Raw genomic sequence first — 25,848 nt, forward strand, 5'->3', positions numbered from 1 at the left:
CGGTCCCGGGCCCCTCGGTCCTGCGGTCGGTCAGCCGACGACCGTCCAGGTGTCGCCGCCCGCCAGCAGCGCCGCCAGGTCGCCCTTGCCGTGCTGCTCGATCGCGCTGTCCAGCTGGTCGGCCATCTGCGTGTCGTAGACGGGCCGGTCGACCGAGCGGAACACGCCGATCGGGGTGTGGTGCAGCGTGTCCGGGTCGGCGAGCCGGGACAGCGCGAACGCCGTGGTCGGGGACGCCGAGTGCGCGTCGTGGACGAGGACCTCCCCCTCGTTCTCCGGCGTCACCGCGACCACCTTCAGGTCCCCGGTCAGCTGGTCCCGTACGACGCCCTTGGCCAGGTCGGCGCCGAACCGGATCGGCTTGCCGTGCTCCAGGCGGATCACGGCCTCCTCGGCCTGCTGCTTGTCCTTCAGGGCGTCGAAGGCGCCGTCGTTGAAGATGTTGCAGTTCTGGTAGATCTCGATCAGCGCCGTGCCCTGGTGCGCGGAGGCCTGGCGCAGCACCTCGGTGAGGTGCTTGCGGTCGGAGTCCACCGTCCGGGCCACGAACGACGCCTCCGCGCCGATCGCCAGCGACACCGGGTTGAACGGCGCGTCCAGCGAACCCATCGGCGTCGACTTGGTGATCTTCCCGACCTCGGAGGTCGGCGAGTACTGGCCCTTGGTCAGACCGTAGATCCGGTTGTTGAACAGCAGGATCTTGAGGTTGACGTTGCGGCGCAGGGCGTGGATCAGGTGGTTGCCGCCGATGGACAGCGCGTCGCCGTCACCCGTGACGACCCACACCGACAGGTCCCGGCGGGAGCTGGCCAGGCCCGTGGCGATGGCCGGGGCGCGGCCGTGGATGGAGTGCATCCCGTACGTGTTCATGTAGTACGGGAAGCGGGAGGAGCAGCCGATGCCCGAGACGAAGACGATGTTCTCCTTCGCCAGCCCCAGCTCGGGCATGAAGCCCTGCACCGCGGCGAGGATGGCGTAGTCGCCGCACCCGGGGCACCAGCGCACTTCCTGATCGGACTTGAAGTCCTTCATGGACTGCTTGGCGTCGGCCTTGGGGACCAGCTTCAGTGCCTCAGTCATCGATGGCCTCCTTCAGAGCCGAGGCGAGCTGCTCCGCCTTGAACGGCATGCCGTTGACCTGGTTGTACGAGTGGGCGTCGACCAGGTACTTCGCCCGGATGAGCGTGGCGAGCTGCCCGAGGTTCATCTCGGGGATCACCACCTTGTCGTATCGCTCCAGCACGGAGCCCAGATTCGGCGGGAAGGGGTTGAGGTGGCGCAGATGGGCCTGCGCGATGGACTCCCCGGCTCTGCGCAGCCGCCGCACCGCCGCCGTGATCGGCCCGTACGTCGAACCCCAGCCGAGGACGAGGGTCCGGGCGCCGTCCGGGTCGTCCACCTGGACGTCCGGGACGTCGATGCCGTCGACCTTCGCCTGCCGGGTGCGCACCATGAAGTCGTGGTTGGCCGGGGCGTAGGAGATGTTGCCCGTGCCGTCCTCCTTCTCGATGCCGCCGATGCGGTGCTCCAGACCCGGCGTGCCCGGAATCGCCCACGGGCGGGCCAGCGTCTGCGGGTCCCGCTTGTACGGCCAGAACACCTCGGTGCCGTCGTCGAGCGTGTGGTTCGGGCCCTGCGCGAACTGCACCCTCAGATCCGGCAGTTCCTCCAGGTCCGGGATCCGCCAGGGCTCCGAGCCGTTGGCCAGATAGCCGTCGGAGAGCAGGAACACCGGCGTCCGGTACGTCAGCGCGATCCGCGCCGCCTCCAGCGCGGCGTCGAAGCAGTCCGCCGGCGTCCGCGGCGCGACCACCGGCACCGGGGCCTCGCCGTTGCGCCCGAACATCGCCTGCAGCAGGTCCGCCTGCTCGGTCTTGGTGGGCAGACCCGTCGACGGGCCGCCGCGCTGGATGTCCACGATCAGCAGCGGCAGCTCCAGCGAGACCGCGAGGCCGATCGTCTCGGACTTCAGCGCCACACCCGGGCCGCTCGTCGTCGTCACCGCCAGCGAACCGCCGAAGGCCGCGCCCAGCGCCGCCCCGATCCCGGCGATCTCGTCCTCCGCCTGGAACGTCCGCACCCCGAAGTTCTTGTGCTTGCTCAGCTCGTGCAGGATGTCCGACGCCGGGGTGATCGGGTACGAGCCCAGGTACAGCGGCAGATCCGCCTGCTGCGACGCGGCGATCAGGCCGTACGACAGGGCCAGGTTGCCGGAGATGTTGCGGTAGACGCCCGGCGGGAACGCCGTCGCCGCCGGCGCGACCTCGTAGGAGACCGCGAAGTCCTCCGTCGTCTCGCCGAAGTTCCAGCCGGCCCGGAACGCGGCGATGTTCGCCGCCGCGATGTCGGGTTTCTTGGCGAACTTCGACCGCAGGAACTTCTCCGTGCCCTCCGTGGGCCGGTGGTACATCCAGCTCAGCAGGCCCAGCGCGAACATGTTCTTGCTGCGCTCGGCCTCCTTGCGGCTGAGGTCGAACTCCTTGAGCGCCTCGACCGTGAGCGTGGTCAGCGGCACCGGGTGCAGGTGGTAGCCGTCCAGCGACCCGTCCTCCAGCGGGGACGTCGCGTAGCCGACCTTCTGCATCGCCCGCTTCGTGAACTCGTCCGTGTTGACGATCACCTCCGCGCCGCGCGGCAGGTCCCCGATGTTCGCCTTCAGGGCGGCCGGGTTCATCGCCACCAGTACGTTCGGCGCGTCGCCGGGCGTGAGGATGTCGTGGTCGGCGAAGTGCAGCTGGAAGGACGACACACCCGGCAGGGTCCCGGCGGGCGCCCTGATCTCGGCCGGGAAGTTCGGCAGCGTCGACAGGTCGTTGCCGAACGACGCGGTCTCCGAGGTGAAGCGGTCACCGGTGAGCTGCATACCGTCACCCGAGTCCCCCGCGAACCTGATGATCACCCGGTCGAGGCGCCGGACGTCCTTCGCGCCCGCCGCTTTGCGCTGCTCTCCTACGACTGCTCCGTCGGCCTGCTCCGCTGGGCTACTGACCTGGCTGGTCACTGAACTGGACCTCCCTCGAGGACGCTGTCCGGGACAGGCCTTCCCACAGGCCCTCCCAGGATCAACCCTACGACCGCAAGGGTCGCGTTCTTCGGGTCATTCGCATGTTGGACACGACTTTGAGACGTTCGAGCGCCCTGACACACATGTCAGGAGTTTCATGAATTCAGGTACGTCAGCACGGCCAGGACCCGGCGGTGGTCGCCCTCGCTCGGGGACAGCCCCAGCTTGAGGAAGATGTTGCTGACGTGCTTCTCGACCGCCCCGTCGCTCACCACCAGCTGCCGGGCGATCGCCGAGTTCGTCCGCCCCTCGGCCATCAGCCCCAGCACCTCGCGCTCCCGCGGGGTGAGCCCCGCCAGCACGTCCTGTTTGCGGCTGCGGCCCAGCAGCTGCGCGACGACCTCCGGGTCCAGGGCCGTCCCGCCCCCGGCCACCCGCACCACCGCGTCCACGAACTCCCGCACCTCGGCCACCCGGTCCTTCAGCAGGTAGCCGACGCCCCGGCTGGACGCGCCGAGCAGCTCCGTGGCGTAGCGCTCCTCCACGTACTGCGACAGCACGAGCACACCGAGCCCCGGGTGCGCCTTGCGCAGCTGCACCGCCGCCCGGACCCCCTCGTCGGTGTGCGTCGGCGGCATCCGCACGTCGGCCACGACCACGTCCGGCAGCTCGCCCTGGGCGTCCAGCTCCGTGATGGTCTTGATCAGCGCCTCGCCGTCACCGACCCCGGCGACGACCTCGTGCCCGCGGTCGGTCAGCAGCCGGGTCAGGCCCTCCCTGAGCAGCACGGAATCCTCGGCGATGACCACCCGCACCCTGTCCTCCACGTTCTTTCGGCCCCCCACAGCCCGACGCCGCCCGTCCGCAGCCCATGACGGCTGCGCGCCCACCCGTGCGACGGGTCCAGCATTTCAGGCCCGGGCGGTCCATGGGGGCGGGACCGGCTTCTCGACTGACCGATTCGGGTGGTGGCGGGCGTGGAAAGGGCCGGAGGGCGGTGCCCCCCGGCCGGTCACCGCGGCCCTGGAGCCGGGCCGCCGTCTCGATCACCGCACGTGCTGCCCCCGCCACGGCAGCTCCGCCGTCACCCGGGTCGGACCGCCCGCCGGCGAGTCCACCACCAGGATCCCGTCCACCGCGTCGAGCCGCTCCACCAGCCCCGCGAGGCCGGACCCGCGGGACGTGTCCGCCCCGCCCACGCCGTTGTCCACGACCTGCAGCATCAGCCGGTTCTCCGTCCGCCACACCTCCACGCCCGCCCAGGTCGCCCGCGCGTGCTTGCTGACGTTCTGCAGCAGCTCCGAGACCGTGAAGTACGCGATCCCCTCGATCGCCGGCGCGGGCCGCTCCGCCAGATCGACCTCGACCTGCACCGGCACGGTGCACCGCGAGGCGACCGAGGACAGCGCCGCGTCCAGGCCGCGGTCGGTCAGCACCGCAGGGTGGATGCCCCGGGCCAGGTCCCGCAGCTCCTGCAGCGCCGTCTTCACCTCGCCGTGCGCCTCGTCCACCATCCGCTGGGCCGCCTGTGGATCCTCGTGGAGCTTCTCCTTCGCCAGCCCCAGATCCATGGCCAACGCCACCAGCCGGGCCTGCGCCCCGTCGTGCAGATCCCGCTCGATGCGCCGCAGGTCCGCCGCGGCCGTGTCCACCACGACCCCCCGGTCCGACTCCAGCTCCACCACCCGCGAGGCCAGCCGCGACGGCCCGAGCAGCCCGTGCACCAGCAGCCGGTCCACCATCGTCAGCGCCCGCACGATCCACGGCGTGGCGATCGTCAGCAGCAGACCCACCAGCGCGGTCACCGTGATCTCGAAGGGGTTGTCGAGGTAGACCCGGTGCGTCTCGTCGCCGTACAGCTGGATCCCGTCCTGACCGGCGTACGTCGGGAACACCCAGAACCACAGCGGGTACGTCAGCAGCCCCCAGCCCAGCGCCCAGACGTTCACGGAGACGACGAACGAGAACACCGCCCAGGGCAGGTGCAGCACCGAGTACAGCAGGGCCCGCCACGAGGCACCGCTCTTGAGGACGGCACCCATCCACGCCATGGCGCCCGGCTTCTTCATCCGCAGCGGCTCCGGCTCGGCCACCTCCAGGCCCAGCAGCGCCCGCGCCCGCGTCCGCTCCAGCGCCCCCAGTCCGCGGCAGCCGGCGAGCGCCGCCGCCAGCACCGGTATGCCGAGGAACGTCACCAGCAGGCCCGCCCCGAGCGACACCATCGTGACCGCGTAGGTGAACAGCAGGATGCTGATCGGGAGGCTGAGCAGCACATATCCGAGCTCGCGCCAGGTGCGGCCCTCGACGGGCGCCCGCAGCGCGGCGGGCAGCCGGTGCCGCCGTTCGGTGCTCGCGGGGAACCCGGGCCCGCTGTCGAGCCCGTACCCCTGTCCGTACTCCGTGGCCATCGGCGTCGTCCTTCTCCTCGTCCTGCGGCTGTTCCCTCGTACCTCCACCCTGCTCCGCCGCAGGTCGGCGGACCATGGAGTCCGTCGGCGTCTCGGACGGGGGGTTTTCCCTACCTCCGGACCCCGGGCCCGTTCGCCGACGCCTCCTGGGTGTCCGTGCGGTCGCGCCAGGGCAGTTCCGCCGTGACCGTCGTCGGGCCGCCCTCGGGCGACTCCAGGACGAACAGGCCGTCGACGGCGTCCAGCCGGTCGGCCAGGCCCCTCATCCCCGTACCGCCGTCGAGGCGCGCGCCTCCGCGGCCGTCGTCCCACACCTGGATGAGCAGCCGGTCGGCCGTCCGCCACACCTCCACCGACGCCGACTTCGCCCGGCTGTGCTTGCTGACGTTCTGCAGCAGTTCCGAGACGGTGAAGTAGGCGATGCCCTCGATGGCCGCGGCGGGCCGCGCGGGCAGGTCGACCGTCACCTTCACCGGCACCGTGCAGCGCGAGGCGACCGAGGACAGCGCCGCGTCCAGGCCGCGGTCGGTCAGCACCGCCGGGTGGATCCCGCGGGCCAGGTCCCGCAGCTCCTGGAGCGCCAGCTTCACCTCGCCGTGCGCCTCCTCGACCATCGCGGCCGCCGCGTCGGGGTCCTCCAGCACCTTCTCCTTGGCCAGGCCGAGACCCATGGCCAACGCCACCAGCCGGGCCTGCGCCCCGTCGTGCAGATCCCGCTCGATGCGCCGCAGGTCGGCCGCCGCCGTGTCGACCACCACCCCCCGGTCCGACTCCAGCTCGGCGATGCGCCGCTCCAGTTCGTCGGAGGGCGACAGCAGCCCCCGGACCATGGCCCGGTCGGCGTCGGTCAGTCCCCGCGCGATGAACGGCAGCACCGGCCACAGCACGAACAGCGAGGTCAGCGTGATGGTGAAGGTGAGGACGCCCCACGGCAGCCGGATGAACTCGTACAGGACCGTGCGCCAGCCCACCGGGTCCTTCAGCTGCATCCACAACCGCTGGAAGAAGCCGCCCCCGCCGCGCAGCCGCAGCCGGCTCGGCTCGTCCACCCGCACCCCGAGCAGCGCCCTGGCCCGCGCCCGCTCCAGCCTGCCCAGCTGCCGCGCGCCCATGAGCCCGGCCGCGAGCAGCGGGAAGCCGACCACCGTGACGGTCAGCCCGAAACCGGTGGACAGCATCGTGACGACGTAGGTGAATCCGAGCAGCGAGGCCGGAAGGTTCGCCAGGAGGTGCGCGATCTCCTTCCAGGTGTGCCGGTCGTAGGCGAGACGGGCCGGCGGCGGACGGTCGTCCGGTCCGGCCGCCGTCACGGCCGGACCGGTGCCCGCGGGCGGGATGCGTTGGGTCATATGCGTTAGCGTGCCCGGCGGCGGGCAACCGCGCCATGAGGTGCCCCGCCAGGATCGCCTGAGGAAAACCCCACCCCCGCGTGCCGGGGCGTGACGGGCTGCTTACCCTGCCTTTATCAGGGCCTAGACTCCCGTGCGTACAGATCGTCGAACAGCGGCGTCCGTGTTCCCGGCCGGACCGGGGCGCCGCGGTCTCGTCACAGGATCCAGTCCGAGTTTCAGGGAGCGAGGGACGGACGTGCCGGAACCGACCGTCGTCACCACGACCGTCGTCGCGGCGGACTACTTCCAGTCCTATTCGGTCGTCGGACTGCTCGCCGTCGTCGGCGTGCTGTTCGTCGCCGTCGCCTTCGGGGCCGGCCGCCTGCTGCGGCCCGTCGTCCCCACACCCGAGAAGCTCCTGACGTACGAGTGCGGCGTCGACCCCGTCGGCGAGGGCTGGGCCCACACCCAGGTCCGCTACTACGTCTACGCCTTCCTCTACGTGATCTTCGCCGTCGACTCGATCTTCCTGTTCCCCTGGGCGACCGTCTTCGCCGCCCCCGGCTACGGCGCGACGACCCTGGTCGAGATGTTCATCTTCCTCGGCTTCCTGGCCGTGGGCCTGCTCTACGCATACAAGAAGGGCGTCCTGGCATGGACGTGACCCCCGCCGGTACCGAGCCCGTGCTGCTTCCCGAGCCGAAGCGGCTCGGCGCCCTCGCGCGCCTCGCGCCCGAGCCGATGAAGGTGATCCTCAACTGGGGGCGCCGCTACTCGCTCTGGGTCTTCAACTTCGGCCTCGCCTGCTGCGCCATCGAGTTCATCGCCGCGTCGATGGCCCGCCACGACTTCATCCGTCTCGGTGTCATCCCGTTCGCGCCGGGCCCCCGCCAGGCCGACCTGATGGTGGTGTCCGGCACGGTCACGGACAAGATGGCGCCGGCGGTGAAGCGCCTCTACGAGCAGATGCCGGAACCCAAGTACGTCATCTCCTTCGGCGCGTGCAGCAACTGCGGCGGCCCCTACTGGGACTCCTACTCCGTCACCAAGGGCGTCGACCAGATCATCCCCGTCGACGTCTACGTCCCCGGCTGCCCGCCCCGGCCCGAGGCACTGCTCCAGGGCATCCTCAAGCTCCAGGAGAAGATCGCCCGCGAGTCGCTGGGCGAGCGGTACGGCAGCGGCGGCGCCCGCCCTTCCGCAGCGGCGTTGCAGAGCGGTCTGGTGCAGCCGCCGGCCCCAGCGCCCGGCTCCGACTCGACGCCGGGGGAGGGACGATGACCGCGGTCGGCTGGCTCCCCGCCGACGTCGAGGAACTCTTCGGCCCGGACGCCACGGCCGAGGAGGCGTACGAGGTCCTGACGGTCGACGTACCCCCGGCGAACTGGATCTCCGCCCTGGAGACCGCGCGCGACCGGCTCGGCTGCACGTACTTCGACTGGCTCAGCGCGGTCGACGAACCGGGCACGGGCTTCCGCGTCACGGCACACGTCGCCGCCCTGTCCCCGCTGCGCCGTCTCCTCATGCGGACGACCGTCCCGCACGAGACCCCCACCCTGCCCTCGGCGGTCGGGGTGTACGCGGGCGCCGCCTGGCACGAACGCGAGACGCACGAGATGTTCGGCGTCACCTTCGAAGGCCACCCGGCGCTGGACCACCTGCTCCTGCCCGAGAACTTCGAAGGCCACCCGCTGCGCAAGGACTTCGTCCTGGCCGCCCGCGTCGCCAAGGCCTGGCCCGGCGCCAAGGAACCCGGCGAGTCGGAACACGGCGGCCCCAAGCGCCGCCAGATGCTCCCGCCCGGCGTCCCCGACCCGAACGAGTGGGGCCCCCTGAAGGGCCAACTCCCCCCGGCCCCCGCCCGCCCGGCCCGCGGCGCGGCCGCCCGGCCGGCGACCGCCCGCCCGCACGGCCCGCCCCGCGGGCGAGCGCCCGGTACGGCGGACACGCACGGCATCGGAGGGCTCGGCGAGCCAGGCCGCTGCCGGTGACGCCGCTGCCCGTGACACCGTCGCCGGTGACGCCGTTGCCGGTGGCACGGCCACGCCGTCCCCGACCGCGCCGCGTCGCGCTCGTACGGCGGCGGGAGGCTCGGCGAGCCAGACCGCTGCCGGGGCAACCGGGCCGGAGTCGCCGGCCGGGGACACTGGGCCCGCGACCGCGGAAACCGGGCCTTCGACCGCGGAGGCCGGGCCTTCGGCCGCGGAGGCCGGGCCTTCGGCCGCGGAGACTGCACCCTCGACTCCGGAGGCCGAGGCCTCGGCTGCCCGGGCTGGGGACTCGACTCCGTCGGTGCGGCCGCGTCGCGCGCGGAGTGCGAGTGAAGGCTCGGCCTCCCAGCGGACACCGTCGGACAGCCCGGCCGGCCCGCGCCGGGCGCGCACCGCGTCGGAGGGCAGCGCGAGTCAGCGCGCCGCGTCCGACCACGGCGACGGCGACAGCGGCTCCGACAGGCGCCGTGACAGCCGGCCGGGCAGCGCCCCGCGCAGCTCGGACGCCCCCTGGCACCACGCCCGCCCGGCCTTCGACGAACCGGAACCCGAACCGTCCCCGGAGGCCGCGCCGCTGCCGGCCCCCGAGCCGTCGCCCGACCAGGAGCCGCCCGAGCGCCCGAAGACCACCGCGCCTTCGGCGGAGCCCGCCGACGACGACCCCGAAAACCCCACAGGTCCCGCAGGTCCCACGGACCCCGCCGACCCCACCGACCCCACAGGAGGCCCGCGGTGAACGACGTGCTCGACGTCGCCCTGCGACTCCTGATCGTCTTCGTCGTCTTCCTCACCTTCCCCCTGATCATCGGCCAGACCGAGCACAAGGTCATGGCCCACATGCAGGGCCGCCTCGGCCCCATGTACGCCGGCGGCTTCCACGGCTGGGCCCAGCTGATCGCCGACGGCGTGAAGTTCGCGCAGAAGGAGGACGTCGTCCCGGCCGGCGCCGACCGCCGCATCTTCCAACTGGCGCCCGCCGTCGCCCTCCTGCCCTACCTCCTCGTCCTGCTCGCCATCCCGATCGGCCCCGACGAGGGAGCCGTCGGGCAGGTCATCGACGCGGGCGTCTTCTTCGTGCTGGCCGTCATGGGCGTCGGCGTCCTCGGCTCGCTCATGGCCGGCTGGGCGTCCGCGAACAAGTTCTCCCTCCTCGGCGGCCTGCGCACCGCCGCCCAGCTCCTCGCCTACGAACTGCCGATGCTGCTCACCGCCGCCTCGGTGGCGATGGCGGCCGGCACCGTCTCGCTCCCCGGCATCCTCGACGCCTTCGAGTGGTGGTGGCTGCCCTGGCAGATCGTCGGCGCGATCGTCTTCTTCGTGGCCGGCCTCGCCGAACTCCAGCGCCCGCCCTTCGACATGCCCGTCGCCGACTCGGAGATCATCTTCGGCGCCTACACCGAGTACACCGGCCTCCGTTTCGCCCTGTTCCTCCTCGCCGAGTACGCCGGGATCGTCGTCCTGTGCGGTCTGACCACCGTCCTCTTCCTGGGCGGCTGGCACGGCCCCTGGGGCGCCGACGGCCTCGGCTGGGTCTGGACCCTGCTGAAGACCGCCGTCCTCGCCTTCCTCGTCATCTGGCTGCGCGTCACCTACCCGCGCCTGCGCGAGGACCAGCTCCAGAAGCTCGCCTGGACGCTCCTCGTCCCCCTCGCCCTCGCCCAGATCGCCCTCACCGGCATCGTCAAGGTGGTGATCCAGTAACCATGGCCCCCATTCCAGGAAGCGGCCTGGCCAAGGGCCTGGCCGTCACCCTCCGCACGATGACGAAGAAGTCCGTCACCGCGCAGTACCCGGACGCCCAGCCCGACCTCCCGCCCCGTACCCGCGGTGTGATCGGCCTGTTCGAGGAGAACTGCACGGTCTGCATGCTGTGCGCCCGCGAGTGCCCGGACTGGTGCATCTACATCGACTCCCACAAGGAGACCGTCCCGCCGGCGGCCCCGGGCGGCCGGGAACGCAGCCGCAACGTCCTCGACCGCTTCGCCATCGACTTCTCCCTGTGCATGTACTGCGGTATCTGCATCGAGGTCTGTCCTTTCGACGCCCTGTTCTGGTCCCCGGAGTTCGAGTACGCCGAGACCGACATCCGCGACCTCACCCACGAGCGCGACAAGCTCCGCGAGTGGATGTGGACCGTCCCGGCCCCGCCGGCCCTCGACCCCGGCGCGGAGGAGCCGAAGGAACTCGCCGCCGCCCGCAAGGCCGCCGAGAAGCTGGCCGCCCAGCAGGCCCCGCCGGTCACCGAACCGCACGCCGACGAGCAGGCCCGGGCAGCCGAGCGCCCCACCCGCCCGCACGGCGCCTCCAAGCAGCAGACGGACCAGCCGAAGCCGGACCAGCCGAAGCCGGACCAGCCGAAGCCGGACCGCCCCACGGGGCAGGAGGGACGGGAATGACCCTCGCCGCAACCGCCGGCATCCTCGCGACGGGCCCGACCACCACGGCCGCCGCCGAGACCCACGGCTTCCTCTCCCCGACCGGCGTCGAGATCGCCTTTCTCCTCGTCGGCCTGGTCACCTTCGGCGCCGCGATCGTCACGGTCACCACCCGGCAGCTCGTGCACGCCGCCCTCTGGCTGGTGGTGACCCTCGGCGGCCTGGCCGTCGAGTACCTCCTGCTCACCGCCGAGTTCATCGCCTGGGTGCAGGTCCTCATCTACGTCGGTTCCGTCGTCGTCCTCCTCCTGTTCGGCCTGATGCTGACCCGGGCCCCCATCGGCCGCTCCCCGGACGCGGACTCCGGCAACCGCTGGGCCGCCCTGACCGTGGCCGTCGCCGCCGCTGCCGCCCTGGTCTGGGTCGTCGTCGACGCCTTCCGCACCACCTGGATCGACCTGGACGGCCCCGCCGCCGGGTCCACCGAGGCCACCGGCGCGAGCCTCTTCCAGAACTGGGTCCTCCCCTTCGAGGCCCTCTCCGTCCTCCTCCTCGCCGCCCTGGTCGGCGCGATCGTCCTGTCCCGCAAGGCCAAGGCCGACGCCGCCACCGCCGCCGACGCCACCACCGCGGGCGACACGGACACCCGGCGCGACACCCGGCGCGACACGGAAGGGACCCGCTGATGCACCTCGCCTATCCCGCCGTGCTCTCCGCCCTCCTCTTCTGCACGGGCCTGTACGGCGTCCTCGCCCGCCGCAACGCGATCCTGGTCCTGATGTCGGTCGAACTGATGCTCAACGCCGTCAACCTCAACCTGGTCGCCTTCGACGTCTGGCTCAGCAGGACCGCCGAGGAGACCCTGCACTCCGGCCAGGCCCTGACCCTGTTCACCATCGCCATCGCCGCCGCCGAGATCGGCATCGGCCTGGCGATCGTCCTCGCCGTGCACCGCAACCGCGGCACCGCGGACATCGACAAGCTCCGCGACACCTCCGAGCGGCACGACCCCGACGGCCCCGACGGCGACGCCCTCGCCGCCGAGCAGTCCGGCGAGGCCCAGAAGGCTGAGGCCACCGCGTGACCACGACCACCCTCGCCGTCCTCGTCCCCCTCCTTCCGTTCCTCGGCGCCGTCGCCGGCCTGCTCCTGGGCCGCACGGCCCCCGGCTTCGTCCGCCCGCTCGCCGTCCTGCCGACGCTCACCGCCCTGGTGCTCGCCGCGCTGGTCGCCGTACGCCAGGGCGGCGACGCGGCCGTCGACGCGGCCACGGAACTGACCCCCACCGGCTCCGTCCCGATCGAACTCGCCCTGCACGTCGACGGCTTCGCCGCCCTCGTCGCCGTCCTGGTCGGCCTGGTCGCCTCCTGCGTGCAGATCTACTCGACGGGCTACCTGCGCGACGACCCGCGCTACCCCTCGTACGCCGCCCTCGTCTCCCTGTTCACCTCCGCGATGCTGCTGGTCGTCTACTCCGGCGACCTGATGGTGCTGCTGGTCGGCTGGGAAGTCATGGGCATCTGCTCCTACTTCCTGGTCGGCCACTACTGGGAGACCCCGGAGGCACGCGCCGCCTCCCTCAAGGCCTTCCTGGTCACCAAGCTCGGCGACGTCCCCTTCCTCATCGGCCTGTTCGCCCTGGCCACCGACGCCGGCTCCTTCCGCATCACCCGGGTCCTCGGCGCCGTCGCGAGCGGCTCGCTCGACCACCCGACCCTCATCGCCCTGCTGCTCCTCGCGGGCGTGGCGGGCAAGTCGGCGCAGTTCCCGCTGCACACCTGGCTCCCCGACGCGATGGCGGGCCCGACCCCCGTCTCCGCGCTGATCCACGCCGCGACGATGGTCGCCGCCGGTGTCTACTTCATCGCCCGTCTCCTCCCGCTCTTCGAGGCCTCCCAGGCCGCGATGATCGTCCTCGCCGTCATGGCCGCCGTCACGATGGCCGGCTCGGCGCTCGCCGCGCTCGCCCAGGACGACATCAAGCGCGTCCTCGCCTACTCGACGATCGGCCAGCTCGGTTACATGTCCGGCGCCCTCGCCGCCGGCGACCGCGGAGCCGCCGTCTTCCACCTCCTGTCCCACGGCGCCTTCAAGGCGCTGCTGTTCCTCGCGGCCGGCGTGATCATCCATGCCGCCGGCACCAACTCCCTCGCCGCGATGTCCCGCATGCGGAACCTGCGCGACCGCATCCCGGACGCCTACTGGACGATGACCGTGGCGCTCCTCGCGCTCGCCGCGATCCCGCCCTTCAGCGGCTTCTTCTCCAAGGAGGCCGTCCTCGGCGTCGCCGAGCACGTCGTCACCGGGCACACCGAGCACGCTCCCGCCGCAGCGGGCTGGATCGTCCTCGTCGCCGGTCTGCTCACGGCCGTGCTCACCGCCGCCTACGCGATGCGCCTGTGGCTGCTGGCCTTCCGGGGCCGGGGCGCCGAAGCCCCCGACCACGGCAGGCAGCCGCTGACGATGACCGTCGTGCTGTGGGTGCTGGCCGTCCCCTCCCTGGCCCTCGGCGGGTTCGCGTTCCGCCTGCTGCCCGACTGGTTCGACGGCCGTGACCTCAGCCCGACCCTGACCACCTCCGTGCTCGGCACGGGCGTGGCCCTGGTCGGTGGCATCGTCACCTACGCCGCCTGGCGGCACACCACCGCGCTCACCGCCCGCGTCCCCCTCGGCGCGGTCGCGGCCCACCCCGAGGGCGACGCCGCCCGGGTCGAGGCGGAAGCCATCGCCACGCACGAACCGGCCTACGGCGACATCGCCCACGCACCCGACCCCGCCGACCCGGGACGGCTGCTGCTCGGCCCCCTGCACCGGCACGCGGCCGCCGGCTTCCACCTGGACGCCCTGTACACGGCCCTCTTCGTCCGCCCGGTCCTGGCCGGGGCGAGCCTCGTCCGGTTCCTCGACCGCGAGGTCGTCGAGACCTACGTGCGCGGTGCGGGCGCGCTGCCCCGCTGGCTCGGCACCGCCGTACGGCGCGCCCAGACCGGCAACGTCCAGACCTATGTGAGCGCGCTGCTCGCCGGCACCGTCGTCCTCGCGGTCGCCGTCGTCCTCGTCGCCACGGGAGCGTGAGCAGGCGTGATCGATATCAACGAGTCCGTGATGCAGTTCCTTCTGGCATTCGTCGTCGTCGGCCCGCTCCTCGGCGCCGCCGCGGCTCTCCTGCCGGCACCGCCCGGGCTGAAGGGGAAGTCGCCCGAGCAGGCCGTGCTGCGGCACGGCGTCACCGTCACCGGCGCCGTCCTCATCGCGGCGATCGTCCTCGCGCTCGGCTTCGACCACGACCAGCCGTCGAAGATGCAGGCCAGCACCGACATCAGCTGGATCCCCGCGCTCGACGTACGCATCCACCTCGGCATCGACGGCATCTCCCTCCCCCTTCTGGTCCTGACCGCGCTGCTGACCTTCCTCTGCGCGCTCTACTCGTACTTCAAGATGCCCGAAGGCCCGACCCCGAAGGCCTTCGTCGCCCTGCTGCTCGTCCTCGAGTCCGGCACGCTGGCGACCTTCGCCGTCCTCGACCTGCTGCTGTTCTTCCTCGCCTTCGAGATGGTCCTCATCCCGATGTACTTCCTCATCGCCCGCTGGGGCGGCGAGGGCCGGAGCCAGGCCGCGTGGCGGTTCATCCTCTACACGCTGCTCGGATCCGTGGTCATGCTGCTCGGCCTGCTCCTGATCGGGCTCAAGGCGGGCACGTTCGACATGATGGCACTCGCCACTGACAACGGCCGGTCGCTGACCACGTCAGTGCAGGTCATCGCCGTTCTGGCGATCGGGATCGGGCTCGCCGTGAAGACGCCGATGTGGCCGCTGCACAGCTGGCTCCCCGACGCCCACACCGCCGCCCCGACCGTCGGCTCGGTCCTGCTGGCGGGCGTCCTGCTGAAGATGGGTACGTACGGCTTCGTCCGGATCCTGCTCCCCATCGCGCCGGACGGCTTCCGCACCTTCGCCCCCTACCTCGCCGCCCTGGCCGTCGTCGGCATCATCTACGGATCCCTCGCCTGCCTCGCCCTCGCCAAGCAGGGCGCGAAGGGCGACCTCAAGCGCCTCATCGCCTACTCCTCCGTCGGCCACATGGGCTTCGTCCTGCTCGGCATCGCCACGATGACCCCGACCGGCGTGAACGGCGCCCTCTTCGCCAACATCGCCCACGGCCTCATCACCGGCCTGCTCTTCTTCCTGGTCGGCGCCCTGAAGGACCGCACCGGCACCACCGACCTCGACACCCTCGCCGAGGAGACCGGCGCCGCCCTGTACGGCAAGGCCCCGCGCCTGGGCGGCCTCCTCGCCTTCGCCGCCGTGGCCTCGCTCGGCCTGCCGGGCCTGGCCGGCTTCTGGGGCGAGATGCTCGCCCTGTTCGGCGCGTTCCGGCCCGCCGACGGCCTCAGCCGCCCCGCCTTCCTCACCTTCATGGCGATCGGCGCGTTCGGGACGCTGCTGACGGCCGCGTACCTGCTGACTGTCGTCCGGCGCGTCTGCATGGGCGCCCTGCCCCAGGACGCGCCCCGGCTCACCGACGTCCGCTCGTACGAGTTCGCGGCCTGGACCCCGCTCGTCGTCCTCACCGTCGTCGCGGGCCTGTGGCCCAAGGCCCTCCTCGGCCTGAGCGACCCGGCCGTCCAGCAGCTCCTCGCAGGAGGCACCCGATGAGCTCCCCGGCCCAGCCCCTGGCCGCCTCGCTCGTCCAGTCCGTCGACTGGCTCGCCATCGCGCCGCCCACCATCGCGGCGGTCGTCGCACTCGCCGTCCTGGTCGCCGACCTGTTCGTCGCCGAGCACCGCAAGGCGCTCCTCGGCTGGACGTCGGTGGCGGGCCTGGCCGCCGCCACGCTGATGCTGCTGCCCCTCCTGGACGGCGACCGCAGCACCTTCTGCCTGACCGGCGACGCCGCCGTGTGCAGCTACACGGCCGACCGCTTCACCCTGGTCATCCAGTTCCTGGTCCTCGGCGGCGCCCTCCTCGCCGCCCTGCTGTCGGTCACCGCCCTGAAGGACGCCCGCAAGGCGCTGCCGGAGGGGGAGTACTGGTTCCTGCTGCTGTCCTCCGCGGCCGGAGCCGCCCTCCTGCCCGCCTCCCGCGACCTCGCCACCCTGATCGTCGCCCTGGAGGTCGCGTCCCTGCCCGCCTTCGCGCTGGTCGGCCTCAAGTACGGCGACCGGAGGTCCTCCGAAGCGGCCCTGAAGTTCTTCCTGTCCTCGGTCACCGCCACCGCGGTCAGCCTCATGGGCATCAGCTTCCTGTACGCCTCCACCGGCACCCTCTACCTGACCCAGGTCGCCGACCGCATCCAGGGCGTCGACGGCCAGCTCCACACGCTCGCCGACACCGGAGTCGTCCTCACCCTCGTCGGCTTCGCCTTCAAGACCGCCGCCGTGCCCTTCCACTTCTGGGTCCCCGACACCTACGTGGGCGCGCCCCTGCCGATCGCCGCCTACCTGTCGGTCATCGGCAAGGCGGTCGGCTTCAGCGGCCTGATCCTCGTCACGGTCGTGGCCCTCCCGTCGTACGCCGACGTCTGGGGCCCCGCTCTGGCCGCCCTGGCCGCGCTCACCATGACCGTCGGCAACGTCGGAGCCCTCCGCCAGCAGGCCACGCGCGCGTACAGCGCGGTACGCCTGCTCGCCTGGTCCTCCGTCGGCCAGGCCGGCTACCTCCTGGTGCCGATCGCGGCCGCCGCGTACTCCGGGGACGCCGAGAAGTCCATCGGCTCCACCGTCGCCTACGCCCTGATGTACGGCGCCGTGAACCTCGGCGCCTTCGCCGTGGCCGCGCTCGTCGGCCGGACGAAGTCCCTCAACCGCGTCGCCGACTACCGCGGCCTGTACGCGTCTAGCCCGCTGTCCGCGCTGCTCCTGGCGTTCTTCCTGCTCTGCCTCGCCGGGCTGCCCCCGGGCGTCATCGGCCTCTTCGCCAAGGTCGCCGTCTTCTCGGCGGCCGTCGACGCCGGCCTCGGCTGGCTGGCCGTGGTCATGGCCGTGAACGTCGTCATCGCGCTGTTCTACTACCTCCAGTGGACGGCCCTGCTCTTCCGCGCCGCCCCCGAGGGCGAGACCGCGAAGCACCGCGTTCCCGCCCCCCTCACCGCCGCGATCGCCCTGACCGGCGTCCTCGGCATCGCCCTGTCCGGAGCCCCCCAGCTGGTCCTGCGCTTCACCGACACCGGCCTCTTCTGACCCCGGTCCGACCCCGGCAGCCACACCGGGCACGCTTTCGCCACGCGCGTGTGGGAACTCGGCCCCGCACGCGTGCGTGGCGCGTCCACGGCCGTCACCCGTACGGTCCACGGCCGGCCCCGCGCGCACAAGGGAACTCGTACCTCCCGCCTGGCGTTGACCAGTACGGGAGGGTCCACTGGACGTGACACCACGGCACCAGTGGCACCGCAGCAAGCAAGGGTCCCCCTGCCGCACCACTTGGAGGGCGTACCGTGCACCGCCGGCACAACGGGCTCAGGACAGCAGTCCTCCTCGGAGGACTGTCCGCACTCATCATCGTCATCGGCAGCTTCTTCGGCCGCATGGGGCTCGTCATCGCCGTCCTGGTAGCGCTGGGCACCAACGCGTACGCGTACTGGAACAGCGACAAGCTGGCGCTCCGCGCGATGCGCGCCCGCCCGGTGAGCGAGTTCGAGGCCCCGGGGCTCTACCGCATGGTCCGCGAGCTCTCCACGCAGGCCCGCCAGCCCATGCCGCGCCTGTACATCTCCCCGACGGAGGCGCCCAACGCCTTCGCGACGGGCCGCAATCCACGCAACGCGGCCGTGTGCTGCACCGACGGCATCCTGCGCCTCCTGGACGAGCGCGAGCTGCGCGGCGTCATCGGCCACGAGCTCAGCCACGTCTACAACCGCGACATCCTCATCTCGTCGGTCGCCGGCGCCCTCGCCTCCGTGATCATGTTCCTGGTCAACTTCGCCTGGCTGATCCCGATCGGGCGCTCCGACGACGACGACGGCCCCGGCCTGCTCGGCATGCTGCTGATCATGCTCCTGGGCCCGCTCGCCGCCTCCCTGATCCAACTCGCCATCAGCCGCTCCCGGGAGTACCAGGCGGACGCCTCCGGCGCCCAGCTCACGGGCGACCCGCTCGCCCTGGCCAGCGCCCTGCGCAAGCTCGAACTGGGCACGAAGCAGCTCCCGCTGCCGCCCGAGCCCCGGATCGAGACCGCCAGCCACATGATGATCGCCAACCCGTTCCGGCCCGGGCAGGGCCTCTCGAAGATGTTCTCCACACACCCGCCGATGGCGGACCGCATCGCCCGGCTCGAGAAGATGGCAGGTGGCAACCAGTGAAGACCATCCTGAACGTCATATGGCTCGTCTTCAGCGGCTTCTGGCTGTTCCTCGCCTACATGCTCGCGGGCCTGCTCCTCTGCATCACGATCATCGGCATCCCGTTCGGCATCGCGGCGTTCCGCATCGGCGTCTACGCCCTGTGGCCCTTCGGGTACACGACGGTCGAGCGCCGGGACGCGGGCGCCCCCTCCTGCGTCGGCAACGTGCTGTGGCTGGTGCTCGCGGGCTGGTGGCTGACCCTCGGCCACATCGCCACCGGCATCGCCCTGTGCGTCACGATCATCGGCATCCCGCTGGGCATCGCCAACTTCAAGCTCATCCCGGTCTCGCTGCTCCCCCTGGGCCGCGACATCGTGCGGACGGACGAGCCGTTCGCGGTGCGCTGACTCCGCGCCCAGGCAGCCCGGTTTCCACAATCGGGCGGTTGTCCACAGGCCCGCCCGGCTTCCGGCGCCGGCCTGCATGATGAACCCATGGCCGCGACCGAGCAGTTGCCGACCCGAGTGACCTGCCACGCGCCACACCCCGTGATCAGCGCAACCGGCGGGCATCCCAGGGACGTCCTCCCCAGCAAGACGGCGTGACCGCGCGCGGCAAGGACGACGCACACGGGACGCCCGACGTACGACGCACGAGCACGGCCTGCCGGGAGCAAGATCACACGGCCGGGACAGTGCGGGCACAGCGTGAAAGGGCAGGTTCACGGCATGACCATCATCAGCTGGATCATCCTGGGACTGTTGGCCGGAGCCATCGCGAAGTTCCTGCTGCCGGGGCGCGACCCGGGCGGCCTCATCGGCACGACCCTGATCGGCATCGCGGGCGCGTTCATCGGCGGCTGGATATCGGCCCGCTGGATGGACCACCCGATCACCAAGGACTTCTACGACGGCGCCACCTGGGCCGCGGCGATCGGCGGATCGCTCGTCCTCCTGATCGCCTACCGCCTCCTGTTCGGCCACTCGCGCGATTGACCGCGCGCACGGACCGCAGCCAGCAGGCGAGAAGGGTGGGCACCGACAGGCGCCCACCCTTCCTCGTACCCGTGCAGAGCGTGGAACCCAGGGGACCCGAACGGTCCTACCGGTAGTTCACGAACTGCATCGCGAAGTCGAAGTCCTTGCCCTTCAGCAGGGCGATGACGGCCTGCAGATCGTCACGGCTCTTGGAGCTGACCCGCAGTTCCTCGCCCTGCACCTGCGCCTTCACGCCCTTCGGGCCCTCGTCGCGGATGGTCTTCGCCACCTTCTTCGCGTTCTCCTGGGAGATGCCCTCCTTGATGGACGCGAAGATCTTGTACTCCTTGCCGGAGAGCTGGGGCTCACCCGCGTCCAGAGCCTTCAGCGAGATGCCGCGCTTGATCAGCTTGGACTGGAAGACGTCGAGGACAGCCTTCACCCGCTCCTCGGAGTTCGCCTCCATGAGGATCTTCTCGCCGGACCACGCGATCGAGGCGCCCACGCCCTTGAAGTCGTAGCGCTGCGAGATCTCCTTGGCGGCCTGGTTGAGGGCGTTGTCGACCTCCTGCCGCTCGACCTTCGAGACGATGTCGAAACTGGAGTCGGCCATGTCCTGTGGCTCCTTGTATCGGGGTGCGTGTCGTGCGTACCGGCGTACGTGGCGGCCGCAGGGCCCGTTCAGGTCCCTGGCCGCATCCGGACAAGCCTAGCCACCCCCCGCCCTCCGGGCGCCGATCAATCGGGTGGCGAAGCACCCCTCCACATCGGGTATTGTTTACGTCGTTGCCACGGAGCGCCGCCGAAAAGCGGCTCGCCGGGCAGCTACCCCGGCGGTGTGCCCGAGCGGCCAAAGGGAGCAGACTGTAAATCTGCCGGCTCAGCCTTCCCAGGTTCGAATCCTGGCGCCGCCACACGGGAAACGAAAGGCCCGTGACCTGCGATTCTTCGCAGGTCACGGGCCTTTCGTCATGGGGCCGAGAGATCAGCCCGCGAGCTTGAACTCGGTGGACTCCGCAGCGTGACGGAGATCACCGGTTCCAGGACCCCGGCCTCGAAGGTCACGTCAGCCGCGGGCAGTTGTGTCTCAAGATGCTGCAGGGTGCGCGGGCCGATGAGGGCCGAGGTCACCGAGGAGTGGTTGAGGACGAACGCGATGGCCGGATCGACCAGCGTCATGCCGGCGTCCTCGGCCACCTGCGCCAGAGCCTCGGTCGCCGGCGGCCCTTGATCGCGTGGCCGACGATCTCGGACGCGAGGTCGACGAGGGTGACGATCGCACTATCCCCGCGGATCAGCGGAGCCAACCGGCCCGCGCCGGATCAACCCAGCCCAGCCGGCCCGAGCCGAAGTCACACCGCCCGACCCGGCTCCGCCGGCCCCCGGCCCCTGCCCTCACCCCGCCTACGGCGCCGGCGTATACGTGACGGTCGTGTCCGGGCAAGCCTCGGCGAGGCGGGCGAGGGACTCGCGCTCCTCGGTGTCCGCGGTGAGGCTCCAGCGCAGCTTCACGGCCGTCCACTCGACGATGTACCGGCACGTGGCCTTGGTGTTGGACGGCAGCCACTGGGCGGGGTCCTGGTCGGCCTTGCTGCGGTGTGCGGCGGCGGAGACGGCCACCAGGGTGCGCGGGTCCGCGAGGTCGTTGGCGTAGGCCTCGCGGCGGGCGGCCGTCCACTGGGAGGCGCCCGAATCCCAGGCCTCCGGCAGCGGCACCATGTGGTCGACGTCCATGGCCGCGGCCGAGGTCACCTGGCGGGCGTCGTAGTAGGACGACCAGGTGCCGCCCTTCAGCTTGCATCCCGGTCCGGTGGAGGGCGGTTCGACCGCCTCGGTGATCAGCACCTCGTTGCGGGTGTCGCAGCCGTCGTCGGGGTTGGCGCCGGCGTTCCAGTACGTGAAGCTGGTCCGCTCGTAGCCGTCCCGGGACTCGGCGGCCTGGGGCAGGGCGGCGACGGCTTGGTCCAGCGGCAGGGATTTCGCGGCGTGCGCGGGACAGGACAGGGCGAAGGTGCAGGCGGTGCCGAGCAGGGCGGCAGCACAGGCTCGTGCCAGGGAAACGATCACGCGAGCAGCATCGGCGACCGGCGCCACCGGTCCGGTCGGACGCGCACGAAGATCACTCGGCGGTCGTATGCAGAAACGATGCCCCAGCTGTCGGGCGTCAGCCGGAGGTTGACGTCGGCCGCGGCGTCCGCGTGCTCCCACCTGCCCCGGGAGCGGTCTGACCTCCGCTGTCGTGGTCCGGTCCGCAACTTCCCGGTGGCATGGGCTGATCGTCGGCTAGACGCACCGTAGTAGGGCTCGTCCGGCCAAGTGATCTTTGGGTGGGCGGTGCGCTGCGGCTTCTCCGGGGCACGGGGCCACCGATTGACTGAGGCGGGTGCGCGCCCGGCAGTCACTGCCGTACGCGGTCCCTGTTCGAGTCCTGAGGAGCAGTAATGGCGCAGATCACCGACCCGGCCCCGGTCGGCACGTTTCCTCGTCTGGGCTGGGTCGACGACCTGCTGAACCCGGCCCTCCGGTCGGCCGTGGCGGCACTGCCGGCGGCCGAGAGCCGGGTGGCGGGGTACCACCGCGGCTGGTGCGAGGCCGACGGCAGCCCGATGGCGACGGCGTCCCGCACGGGCAAATCGGTCCGCCCGGCCCTGGCCCTGCTGTCCGCCGCGGCGGTCGGCGGCAGCCCGGAACTCGCCGTACCGGGCGCGGTCGCCGTGGAGTTGGTGCACGACTTCACCCTGCTGCACGACGACGTCATCGACGGCGACGCCCTGCGCCGCCACCGTCCCGCCGCCTGGTCCGTGTTCGGCACCCCGGCGGCGGTGCTGACCGGCGACGCCCTGCTCGTGTCGGCGATGCGGGTGCTCGCGGACGTGGCCCAGGCGCGGGCGGCGGAAGCGGTGAAGGAGCTGGTCACGGCCCTGCTGGAGCTGGTCGAGGGACAGAGCCGCGATGTGACGTTCGAGACGGCGCCCAAGGTGTCGGTGGCCCAGTACCTCGCCATGGCGGAGGGCAAGACCGGTTCGCTGATCGGGTGTTCGTGCGCTCTCGGCGGCATCCTGGCCGGAGCGGACGGCGAACGGGTACGAGGACTCCGGGAGTTCGGGCGGCGACTGGGCGTGGCCTTCCAGTGCGCCGACGACATCCTCGGCATCTGGGGCCGCACGGCCCGCAGCGGCAAGCCGGTGGGCGCGGACCTCGCGGCGCGCAAGAAGTCCCTGCCCGTCGTGGCGGCACTGAGCGGCGAGGGCACGGCGGCCGAGCGGCTGCGCACGCTGTACGCCGCCACGCACCCCTTGGACGAGCGGGACGTCGCCCTGGCGCGCGAGCTCGTCGAGGAGGCCGGTGGCCGCGAGGCCGCCGAGCAGGAGGCCCGCCGCCAGGTGTCGGCCGCGCTGCGGGCACTGTCGTGGGCGCGTCCCACCCCCGACACCTACCGGCAATTGCGGGACATCGCCTGGGCGATGACCCACCGGGAGTCCTGACGCCGGCCCCTGCCCGCCCGGCCGAGGACGCCACAAGTACGGCCACTCGGGCAGTCGGGGACAAAAGCCGTGACTTCGGTCCGGGTGGGCCGTTGTCTGTGCGGCGGCCCATGGCCGTGATCCGCGTCCTGGCCGATGGCCACAACCCACCGGCGCGGCCCCGGCCGCGCCGTGGCCGCTCCGAGCGGAACCGATCGTGACGAAACACAGTGGAGCCGTGCAGCAGACCGAGACGAGCACAGCGCCGCCGGGGGACCTTCCCGCCGTGGCCGCCTACGGACTGCGGGTGGTCCGCGGCCGCCACACGGTCCTGCAGGACGTCAGCTTCACCGTCCCCCGGGGCTGCATCGTCGGCCTGCTCGGGCCGAGCGGCTGCGGGAAGACGACACTGCTGCGGTCCGTGGTCGGCGTGCAGCAGACCACGGCGGGCCATGTCCAGGTCCTCGGCTACGCGGCCGGCGCCCCGCAGTTGCGCACCCGCGTCGGCTACGTCACCCAGGCGCCCTCGGTCTACGCGGACCTGACGGTGCTGGAGAACCTGCGCTACTTCGCCGCCGCCCTCGGCATGCGGGGCTGGCGCCGGGAGGACGCGGTGGTCCGGGTGGTGAAGGAGGTCGACCTGGCCTCGTACGCGGACAAGCTGGTCGCACGGCTGTCGGGCGGCCAGTACTCGCGGGTGTCGCTGGCCGTGGCGCTGCTGAACAAGCCGGACCTGCTCGTGATGGACGAGCCGACCGTCGGCCTGGACCCGATGGTGCGCCGGGAGCTGTGGCTGGTGTTCCAGCGGCTGGCCGAGGAGGGCACGACGCTGCTGGTCTCCAGCCATGTCATGGACGAGGCCGACCGCTGCGACCGGCTGCTGCTGATGCGCTCCGGCCGGCTGCTGGCCGGTGCCGACCGGGAGACGCTGCTGGAGCACACCGGCTGCGACGACGTGGAAGAGGCGTTCATGCACCTGGTGCAGGCCGCGACCGAGGCCGAGGAACGCGCCCGGCGGCGGGCCGCGACGCAGAGCCTGCTGCCCGCGCTGCCGGGCCTCCTCGACCAGGGCGGCGCGCCCGAAGCGGAACGGGCCTACTTCGCCGCGGACACGGCGCGGTGAGCGGCCTCGGACTGGCCGAGCGGCTGCCTTTCTCGCCGACGATCACCGGCGCGACCGCGGTCCGGGTGCTCCAGCAGGTCTCCCGCGACAAGGGCAGCACCGCGCTGCTGCTGGGCATCCCGTGCATGCTCATGGTGCTGCTGAAGCTGATGTTCCACGACTCGGAGGCCACGTTCGAGCGGGTCGGGCCGCAGGTCTTCGGCATCTTCCCGGTCATCGTGATGTACCTGGTGGCGTCCGTGTCCACGCTGCGGGAACGCACCACCGGCACCGCCGAACGGCTGCTGACGATGCCTGTACGACGACTGGACATCGTCTTCGGCTACAGCCTCGCCTTCGCCTTCCTGGCCCTGCTGCAGGCGGTGCTCTCCACGCTGCTGTCCATCGGCCCGCTCGGCCTGGACATCAAGGGCCCCGCCTATCTGCTGATGGTCATCGCCATGCTCGGCGCCCTGCTGGGACTGGCGCTGGGGCTGCTGGTGAGCGCCTTCGCGCGCAACGAGTTCCAGGCGGTGCAGTTCCTGCCCGCCGGGGTGCTGCCGCAGTTCCTGGTGTGCGGGCTGTTCGTGCCGCGTGACGAGATGCACGGCGCCCTGTCGGCCGTGGCCAAGGCCATGCCGATGACGTACGCCGTCCAGGCCGCCGGCGAGGCCGCCACGCACACCGGCGTCACCGGGGTGTTCGTCCGCGACGCGCTGCTCATCCTGGGCTGTGTGGTCCTGGTCCTCGTCGCCAGCGCGACCACGCTGAAGCGCTGAGCCGACCGACCGCGCACATGAATAGGGGCCCGCCCCGCACACATGACTGAGGGCCCGCCCCGTGCGTATGACTGAGGGCCGCCCGGGGACGGCCCTCAGCACGATCGGTCTCCGCTAGTCCCGCACACCCCAGGAGAAGCCGCCGGAGACGGAGCCGTAGCGGGGGAACTCGAACGGCCCGAAGTGCAGCGGCCGGTCGTGGTGGCCGCCGTGGCCGCCGCCGAACCCGTCCGGGCCGGGGTTGCCGATGGTGGTGGCCGCCGGCTGTGCCGAGGCGCCGGCGGCCGCCGCCGTCCCGCCCGCGGTGAGAGCCAGCGCGGCGAGCGAAATGACAGCGATGCGGCGAACCCGCAGCGACATGAGAAACCTCCGGGAGAGAAAGGAAAGGGAAGAGCGGGAAAGAATGGATGAGCGGATCCAGCCTAGCCATCCAGGGCGCCCGGACCTGCCGGGAAATGCCGGTTTCCCCCGAAGGAACGGCTGGACACGACAGCGGAAATAAATATCAAGAAGAGAGAAATGATGACCGGGATGCGCAGGGCGGCTCTCGCCCTGGGAGGCGCTCTCCTCGCCTGGGCCGGGCCGCCCGTACCGACTCCGCCGCCGCACTACGAGGCTCCCCTGTGGCCCGCGCCCCGCCCTTTTCAACAGCCCCAGGGGTCTTGGGAGTCCCGGGAGTCCGACGAGTCCCGGGAACCCGACGGGTCCGGGCCATCCCGGAAACCCCGTGACGGCACCGCGTACTCCCGCGACGACACGGCCGCCCAGGTCGTCGCCGCCGTCAACCGGCACCGGACCCGGGCAGGCTGCGGGCCGGTGCGGCTGCGGGCGTCCCTCAACCGCGCCGCGCAGGCGCACAGTGCCGACATGGCCCGCAGGCAGCGCCTCACCCACACCGGAGCCGACGGCAGCGGCCCGGCCGCCCGGATGCGGGCCGCCGGCTACCACCCCCGCCACACCGCCGAGACCATCGCCGCGGGCGTCACCACGCCGCAGGCCGCCGTCCGCACCTGGATGGACAGCGCCCCGCACCGGGACATCATCCTCACCTGCCGTTACACCCACGCGGGGGTCGGTGTCGCGGACGGCGGCGGAGGTCCCTGGTGGACCCTGGACCTGGCCACCGGCCACTGAGGCA

Annotated in this window: 25 protein-coding genes, 1 tRNA gene and 1 pseudogene; 18 read left to right on the forward strand and 9 right to left on the reverse strand. The window is 71.8% G+C overall.

Annotated elements, in window-relative coordinates:
- Positions 1-30: 30 nt before the first annotated feature.
- From C1703_RS23475 to C1703_RS23495, 5 genes are all read right to left on the reverse strand, one after another.
- Positions 31-1,080, reverse strand: a complete 1,050-nt coding sequence (locus tag C1703_RS23475; protein WP_114254736.1) for a 2-oxoacid:ferredoxin oxidoreductase subunit beta — start codon at positions 1,078-1,080, stop codon at positions 31-33.
- Positions 1,073-3,001, reverse strand: a complete 1,929-nt coding sequence (locus C1703_RS23480; protein ID WP_114254737.1) for a 2-oxoacid:acceptor oxidoreductase subunit alpha — start codon at positions 2,999-3,001, stop codon at positions 1,073-1,075. Before C1703_RS23480 ends, C1703_RS23475 begins: the two co-directional genes overlap by 8 nt.
- A gap of 158 nt (positions 3,002-3,159) precedes the next feature.
- Positions 3,160-3,831: a response regulator transcription factor gene (locus tag C1703_RS23485; protein ID WP_114254738.1), complete on the reverse strand. Its 672-nt coding sequence runs from the start codon at positions 3,829-3,831 to the stop codon at positions 3,160-3,162.
- Positions 3,832-4,050: 219 nt separating this feature from the next.
- The gene (locus tag C1703_RS23490) at positions 4,051-5,412 is read right to left on the reverse strand and encodes a sensor histidine kinase (protein WP_114254739.1); all 1,362 of its coding nucleotides are present in this window, start codon (positions 5,410-5,412) and stop codon (positions 4,051-4,053) included.
- 110 nt (positions 5,413-5,522) lie between these two features.
- Positions 5,523-6,761: a sensor histidine kinase gene (locus C1703_RS23495; RefSeq protein WP_114254740.1), complete on the reverse strand. Its 1,239-nt coding sequence runs from the start codon at positions 6,759-6,761 to the stop codon at positions 5,523-5,525.
- Between the two features lie 238 nt (positions 6,762-6,999).
- Here C1703_RS23495 and C1703_RS23500 point away from each other — a divergent pair, with 238 nt between their 5' ends.
- From C1703_RS23500 to C1703_RS23560, 13 genes and pseudogenes are all read left to right on the forward strand, one after another.
- A complete protein-coding gene (locus tag C1703_RS23500; protein WP_010041427.1) occupies positions 7,000-7,407 on the forward strand; it encodes an NADH-quinone oxidoreductase subunit A in 408 nt (135 codons plus the stop codon).
- Positions 7,398-8,024: an NADH-quinone oxidoreductase subunit B gene (locus C1703_RS23505; protein WP_114254741.1), complete on the forward strand. Its 627-nt coding sequence runs from the start codon at positions 7,398-7,400 to the stop codon at positions 8,022-8,024. Before C1703_RS23500 ends, C1703_RS23505 begins: the two co-directional genes overlap by 10 nt.
- Positions 8,021-9,470, forward strand: a pseudogene (locus C1703_RS23510) (NADH-quinone oxidoreductase subunit C). The gene C1703_RS23505 and the pseudogene C1703_RS23510 overlap by 4 nt, the downstream one beginning before the upstream one ends.
- The gene (locus tag C1703_RS23515) at positions 9,467-10,435 is read left to right on the forward strand and encodes a complex I subunit 1 family protein (RefSeq protein WP_114254742.1); all 969 of its coding nucleotides are present in this window, start codon (positions 9,467-9,469) and stop codon (positions 10,433-10,435) included. Before C1703_RS23510 ends, C1703_RS23515 begins: the two are co-directional and overlap by 4 nt.
- 2 nt (positions 10,436-10,437) lie before the next feature.
- Positions 10,438-11,130, forward strand: coding sequence for an NADH-quinone oxidoreductase subunit I (locus tag C1703_RS23520; protein WP_114254743.1), 693 nt, complete (start codon positions 10,438-10,440; stop codon positions 11,128-11,130).
- Entirely contained in the window at positions 11,127-11,795 is a 669-nt protein-coding gene (locus tag C1703_RS23525; protein WP_114254744.1) for an NADH-quinone oxidoreductase subunit J, read from the forward strand. Before C1703_RS23520 ends, C1703_RS23525 begins: the two co-directional genes overlap by 4 nt.
- On the forward strand, positions 11,795-12,193 hold the full coding sequence (gene nuoK / locus C1703_RS23530; RefSeq protein WP_114254745.1) for an NADH-quinone oxidoreductase subunit NuoK: 399 nt from the start codon (positions 11,795-11,797) through the stop codon (positions 12,191-12,193). The genes C1703_RS23525 and nuoK overlap by 1 nt, the downstream gene beginning before the upstream one ends.
- Positions 12,190-14,184, forward strand: coding sequence for an NADH-quinone oxidoreductase subunit L (locus tag C1703_RS23535; protein WP_114254746.1), 1,995 nt, complete (start codon positions 12,190-12,192; stop codon positions 14,182-14,184). The genes nuoK and C1703_RS23535 overlap by 4 nt, the downstream gene beginning before the upstream one ends.
- A 6-nt stretch (positions 14,185-14,190) precedes the next feature.
- Positions 14,191-15,765: an NADH-quinone oxidoreductase subunit M gene (locus C1703_RS23540; protein ID WP_114254747.1), complete on the forward strand. Its 1,575-nt coding sequence runs from the start codon at positions 14,191-14,193 to the stop codon at positions 15,763-15,765.
- Complete coding sequence (locus C1703_RS23545) at positions 15,762-17,288, forward strand: NADH-quinone oxidoreductase subunit N (protein WP_114254748.1); 1,527 nt, start codon at positions 15,762-15,764, stop codon at positions 17,286-17,288. The genes C1703_RS23540 and C1703_RS23545 overlap by 4 nt, the downstream gene beginning before the upstream one ends.
- Before the next feature lie 254 nt (positions 17,289-17,542).
- Complete coding sequence (gene htpX, locus C1703_RS23550; protein ID WP_114254749.1) at positions 17,543-18,406, forward strand: zinc metalloprotease HtpX; 864 nt, start codon at positions 17,543-17,545, stop codon at positions 18,404-18,406.
- Positions 18,403-18,795, forward strand: a complete 393-nt coding sequence (locus C1703_RS23555) for a YccF domain-containing protein (protein ID WP_114254750.1) — start codon at positions 18,403-18,405, stop codon at positions 18,793-18,795. Before htpX ends, C1703_RS23555 begins: the two co-directional genes overlap by 4 nt.
- A gap of 321 nt (positions 18,796-19,116) precedes the next feature.
- The gene (locus tag C1703_RS23560; RefSeq protein WP_114254751.1) at positions 19,117-19,383 is read left to right on the forward strand and encodes a GlsB/YeaQ/YmgE family stress response membrane protein; all 267 of its coding nucleotides are present in this window, start codon (positions 19,117-19,119) and stop codon (positions 19,381-19,383) included.
- A 106-nt stretch (positions 19,384-19,489) separates the two neighbouring features.
- On the opposite strand, the gene C1703_RS23565 is transcribed toward C1703_RS23560, so the two are convergent.
- The gene (locus tag C1703_RS23565; RefSeq protein WP_031118816.1) at positions 19,490-19,978 is read right to left on the reverse strand and encodes a YajQ family cyclic di-GMP-binding protein; all 489 of its coding nucleotides are present in this window, start codon (positions 19,976-19,978) and stop codon (positions 19,490-19,492) included.
- Between the two features lie 219 nt (positions 19,979-20,197).
- Here C1703_RS23565 and C1703_RS23570 point away from each other — a divergent pair.
- A tRNA-Tyr gene (locus C1703_RS23570) sits at positions 20,198-20,279 on the forward strand.
- A 55-nt stretch (positions 20,280-20,334) separates the two neighbouring features.
- Here C1703_RS23570 and C1703_RS23575 read toward each other — a convergent pair.
- Both C1703_RS23575 and C1703_RS23580 read right to left on the reverse strand, forming a co-directional pair.
- Positions 20,335-20,544 carry a hypothetical protein gene (locus tag C1703_RS23575; protein WP_114257552.1) on the reverse strand — a complete coding sequence of 70 codons (210 nt, stop codon included), beginning with the start codon at positions 20,542-20,544 and terminating at the stop codon, positions 20,335-20,337.
- 225 nt (positions 20,545-20,769) lie between these two features.
- Positions 20,770-21,432: an HNH endonuclease family protein gene (locus C1703_RS23580; protein WP_114254752.1), complete on the reverse strand. Its 663-nt coding sequence runs from the start codon at positions 21,430-21,432 to the stop codon at positions 20,770-20,772.
- 374 nt (positions 21,433-21,806) lie between these two features.
- On the opposite strand from C1703_RS23580, the gene C1703_RS23585 reads away from it, so the two are divergent.
- The 3 genes from C1703_RS23585 (at position 21,807) to C1703_RS39835 (ending at position 24,710) form a co-directional block, all read left to right on the forward strand.
- Positions 21,807-22,850 (forward strand): polyprenyl synthetase family protein, encoded by a 1,044-nt coding sequence (locus C1703_RS23585; RefSeq protein ID WP_114254753.1) that lies wholly within the window; start codon positions 21,807-21,809, stop codon positions 22,848-22,850.
- 217 nt (positions 22,851-23,067) lie between these two features.
- The gene (locus tag C1703_RS39830; protein WP_232840570.1) at positions 23,068-23,952 is read left to right on the forward strand and encodes an ABC transporter ATP-binding protein; all 885 of its coding nucleotides are present in this window, start codon (positions 23,068-23,070) and stop codon (positions 23,950-23,952) included.
- Positions 23,949-24,710, forward strand: a complete 762-nt coding sequence (locus C1703_RS39835) for an ABC transporter permease (protein WP_114254754.1) — start codon at positions 23,949-23,951, stop codon at positions 24,708-24,710. Before C1703_RS39830 ends, C1703_RS39835 begins: the two co-directional genes overlap by 4 nt.
- Positions 24,711-24,824: 114 nt before the next feature.
- Here C1703_RS39835 and C1703_RS23600 read toward each other — a convergent pair whose 3' ends face one another.
- On the reverse strand, positions 24,825-25,070 hold the full coding sequence (locus C1703_RS23600; RefSeq protein ID WP_114254755.1) for a hypothetical protein: 246 nt from the start codon (positions 25,068-25,070) through the stop codon (positions 24,825-24,827).
- 171 nt (positions 25,071-25,241) lie between these two features.
- Here C1703_RS23600 and C1703_RS23605 point away from each other — a divergent pair, with 171 nt between their 5' ends.
- Positions 25,242-25,844 carry a CAP domain-containing protein gene (locus C1703_RS23605; RefSeq protein ID WP_157993156.1) on the forward strand — a complete coding sequence of 201 codons (603 nt, stop codon included), beginning with the start codon at positions 25,242-25,244 and terminating at the stop codon, positions 25,842-25,844.
- Positions 25,845-25,848 lie beyond the last annotated feature (4 nt).

The sequence above is a fragment of the Streptomyces sp. Go-475 genome, assembly GCF_003330845.1.
GTDB lineage: Bacteria > Actinomycetota > Actinomycetes > Streptomycetales > Streptomycetaceae > Streptomyces.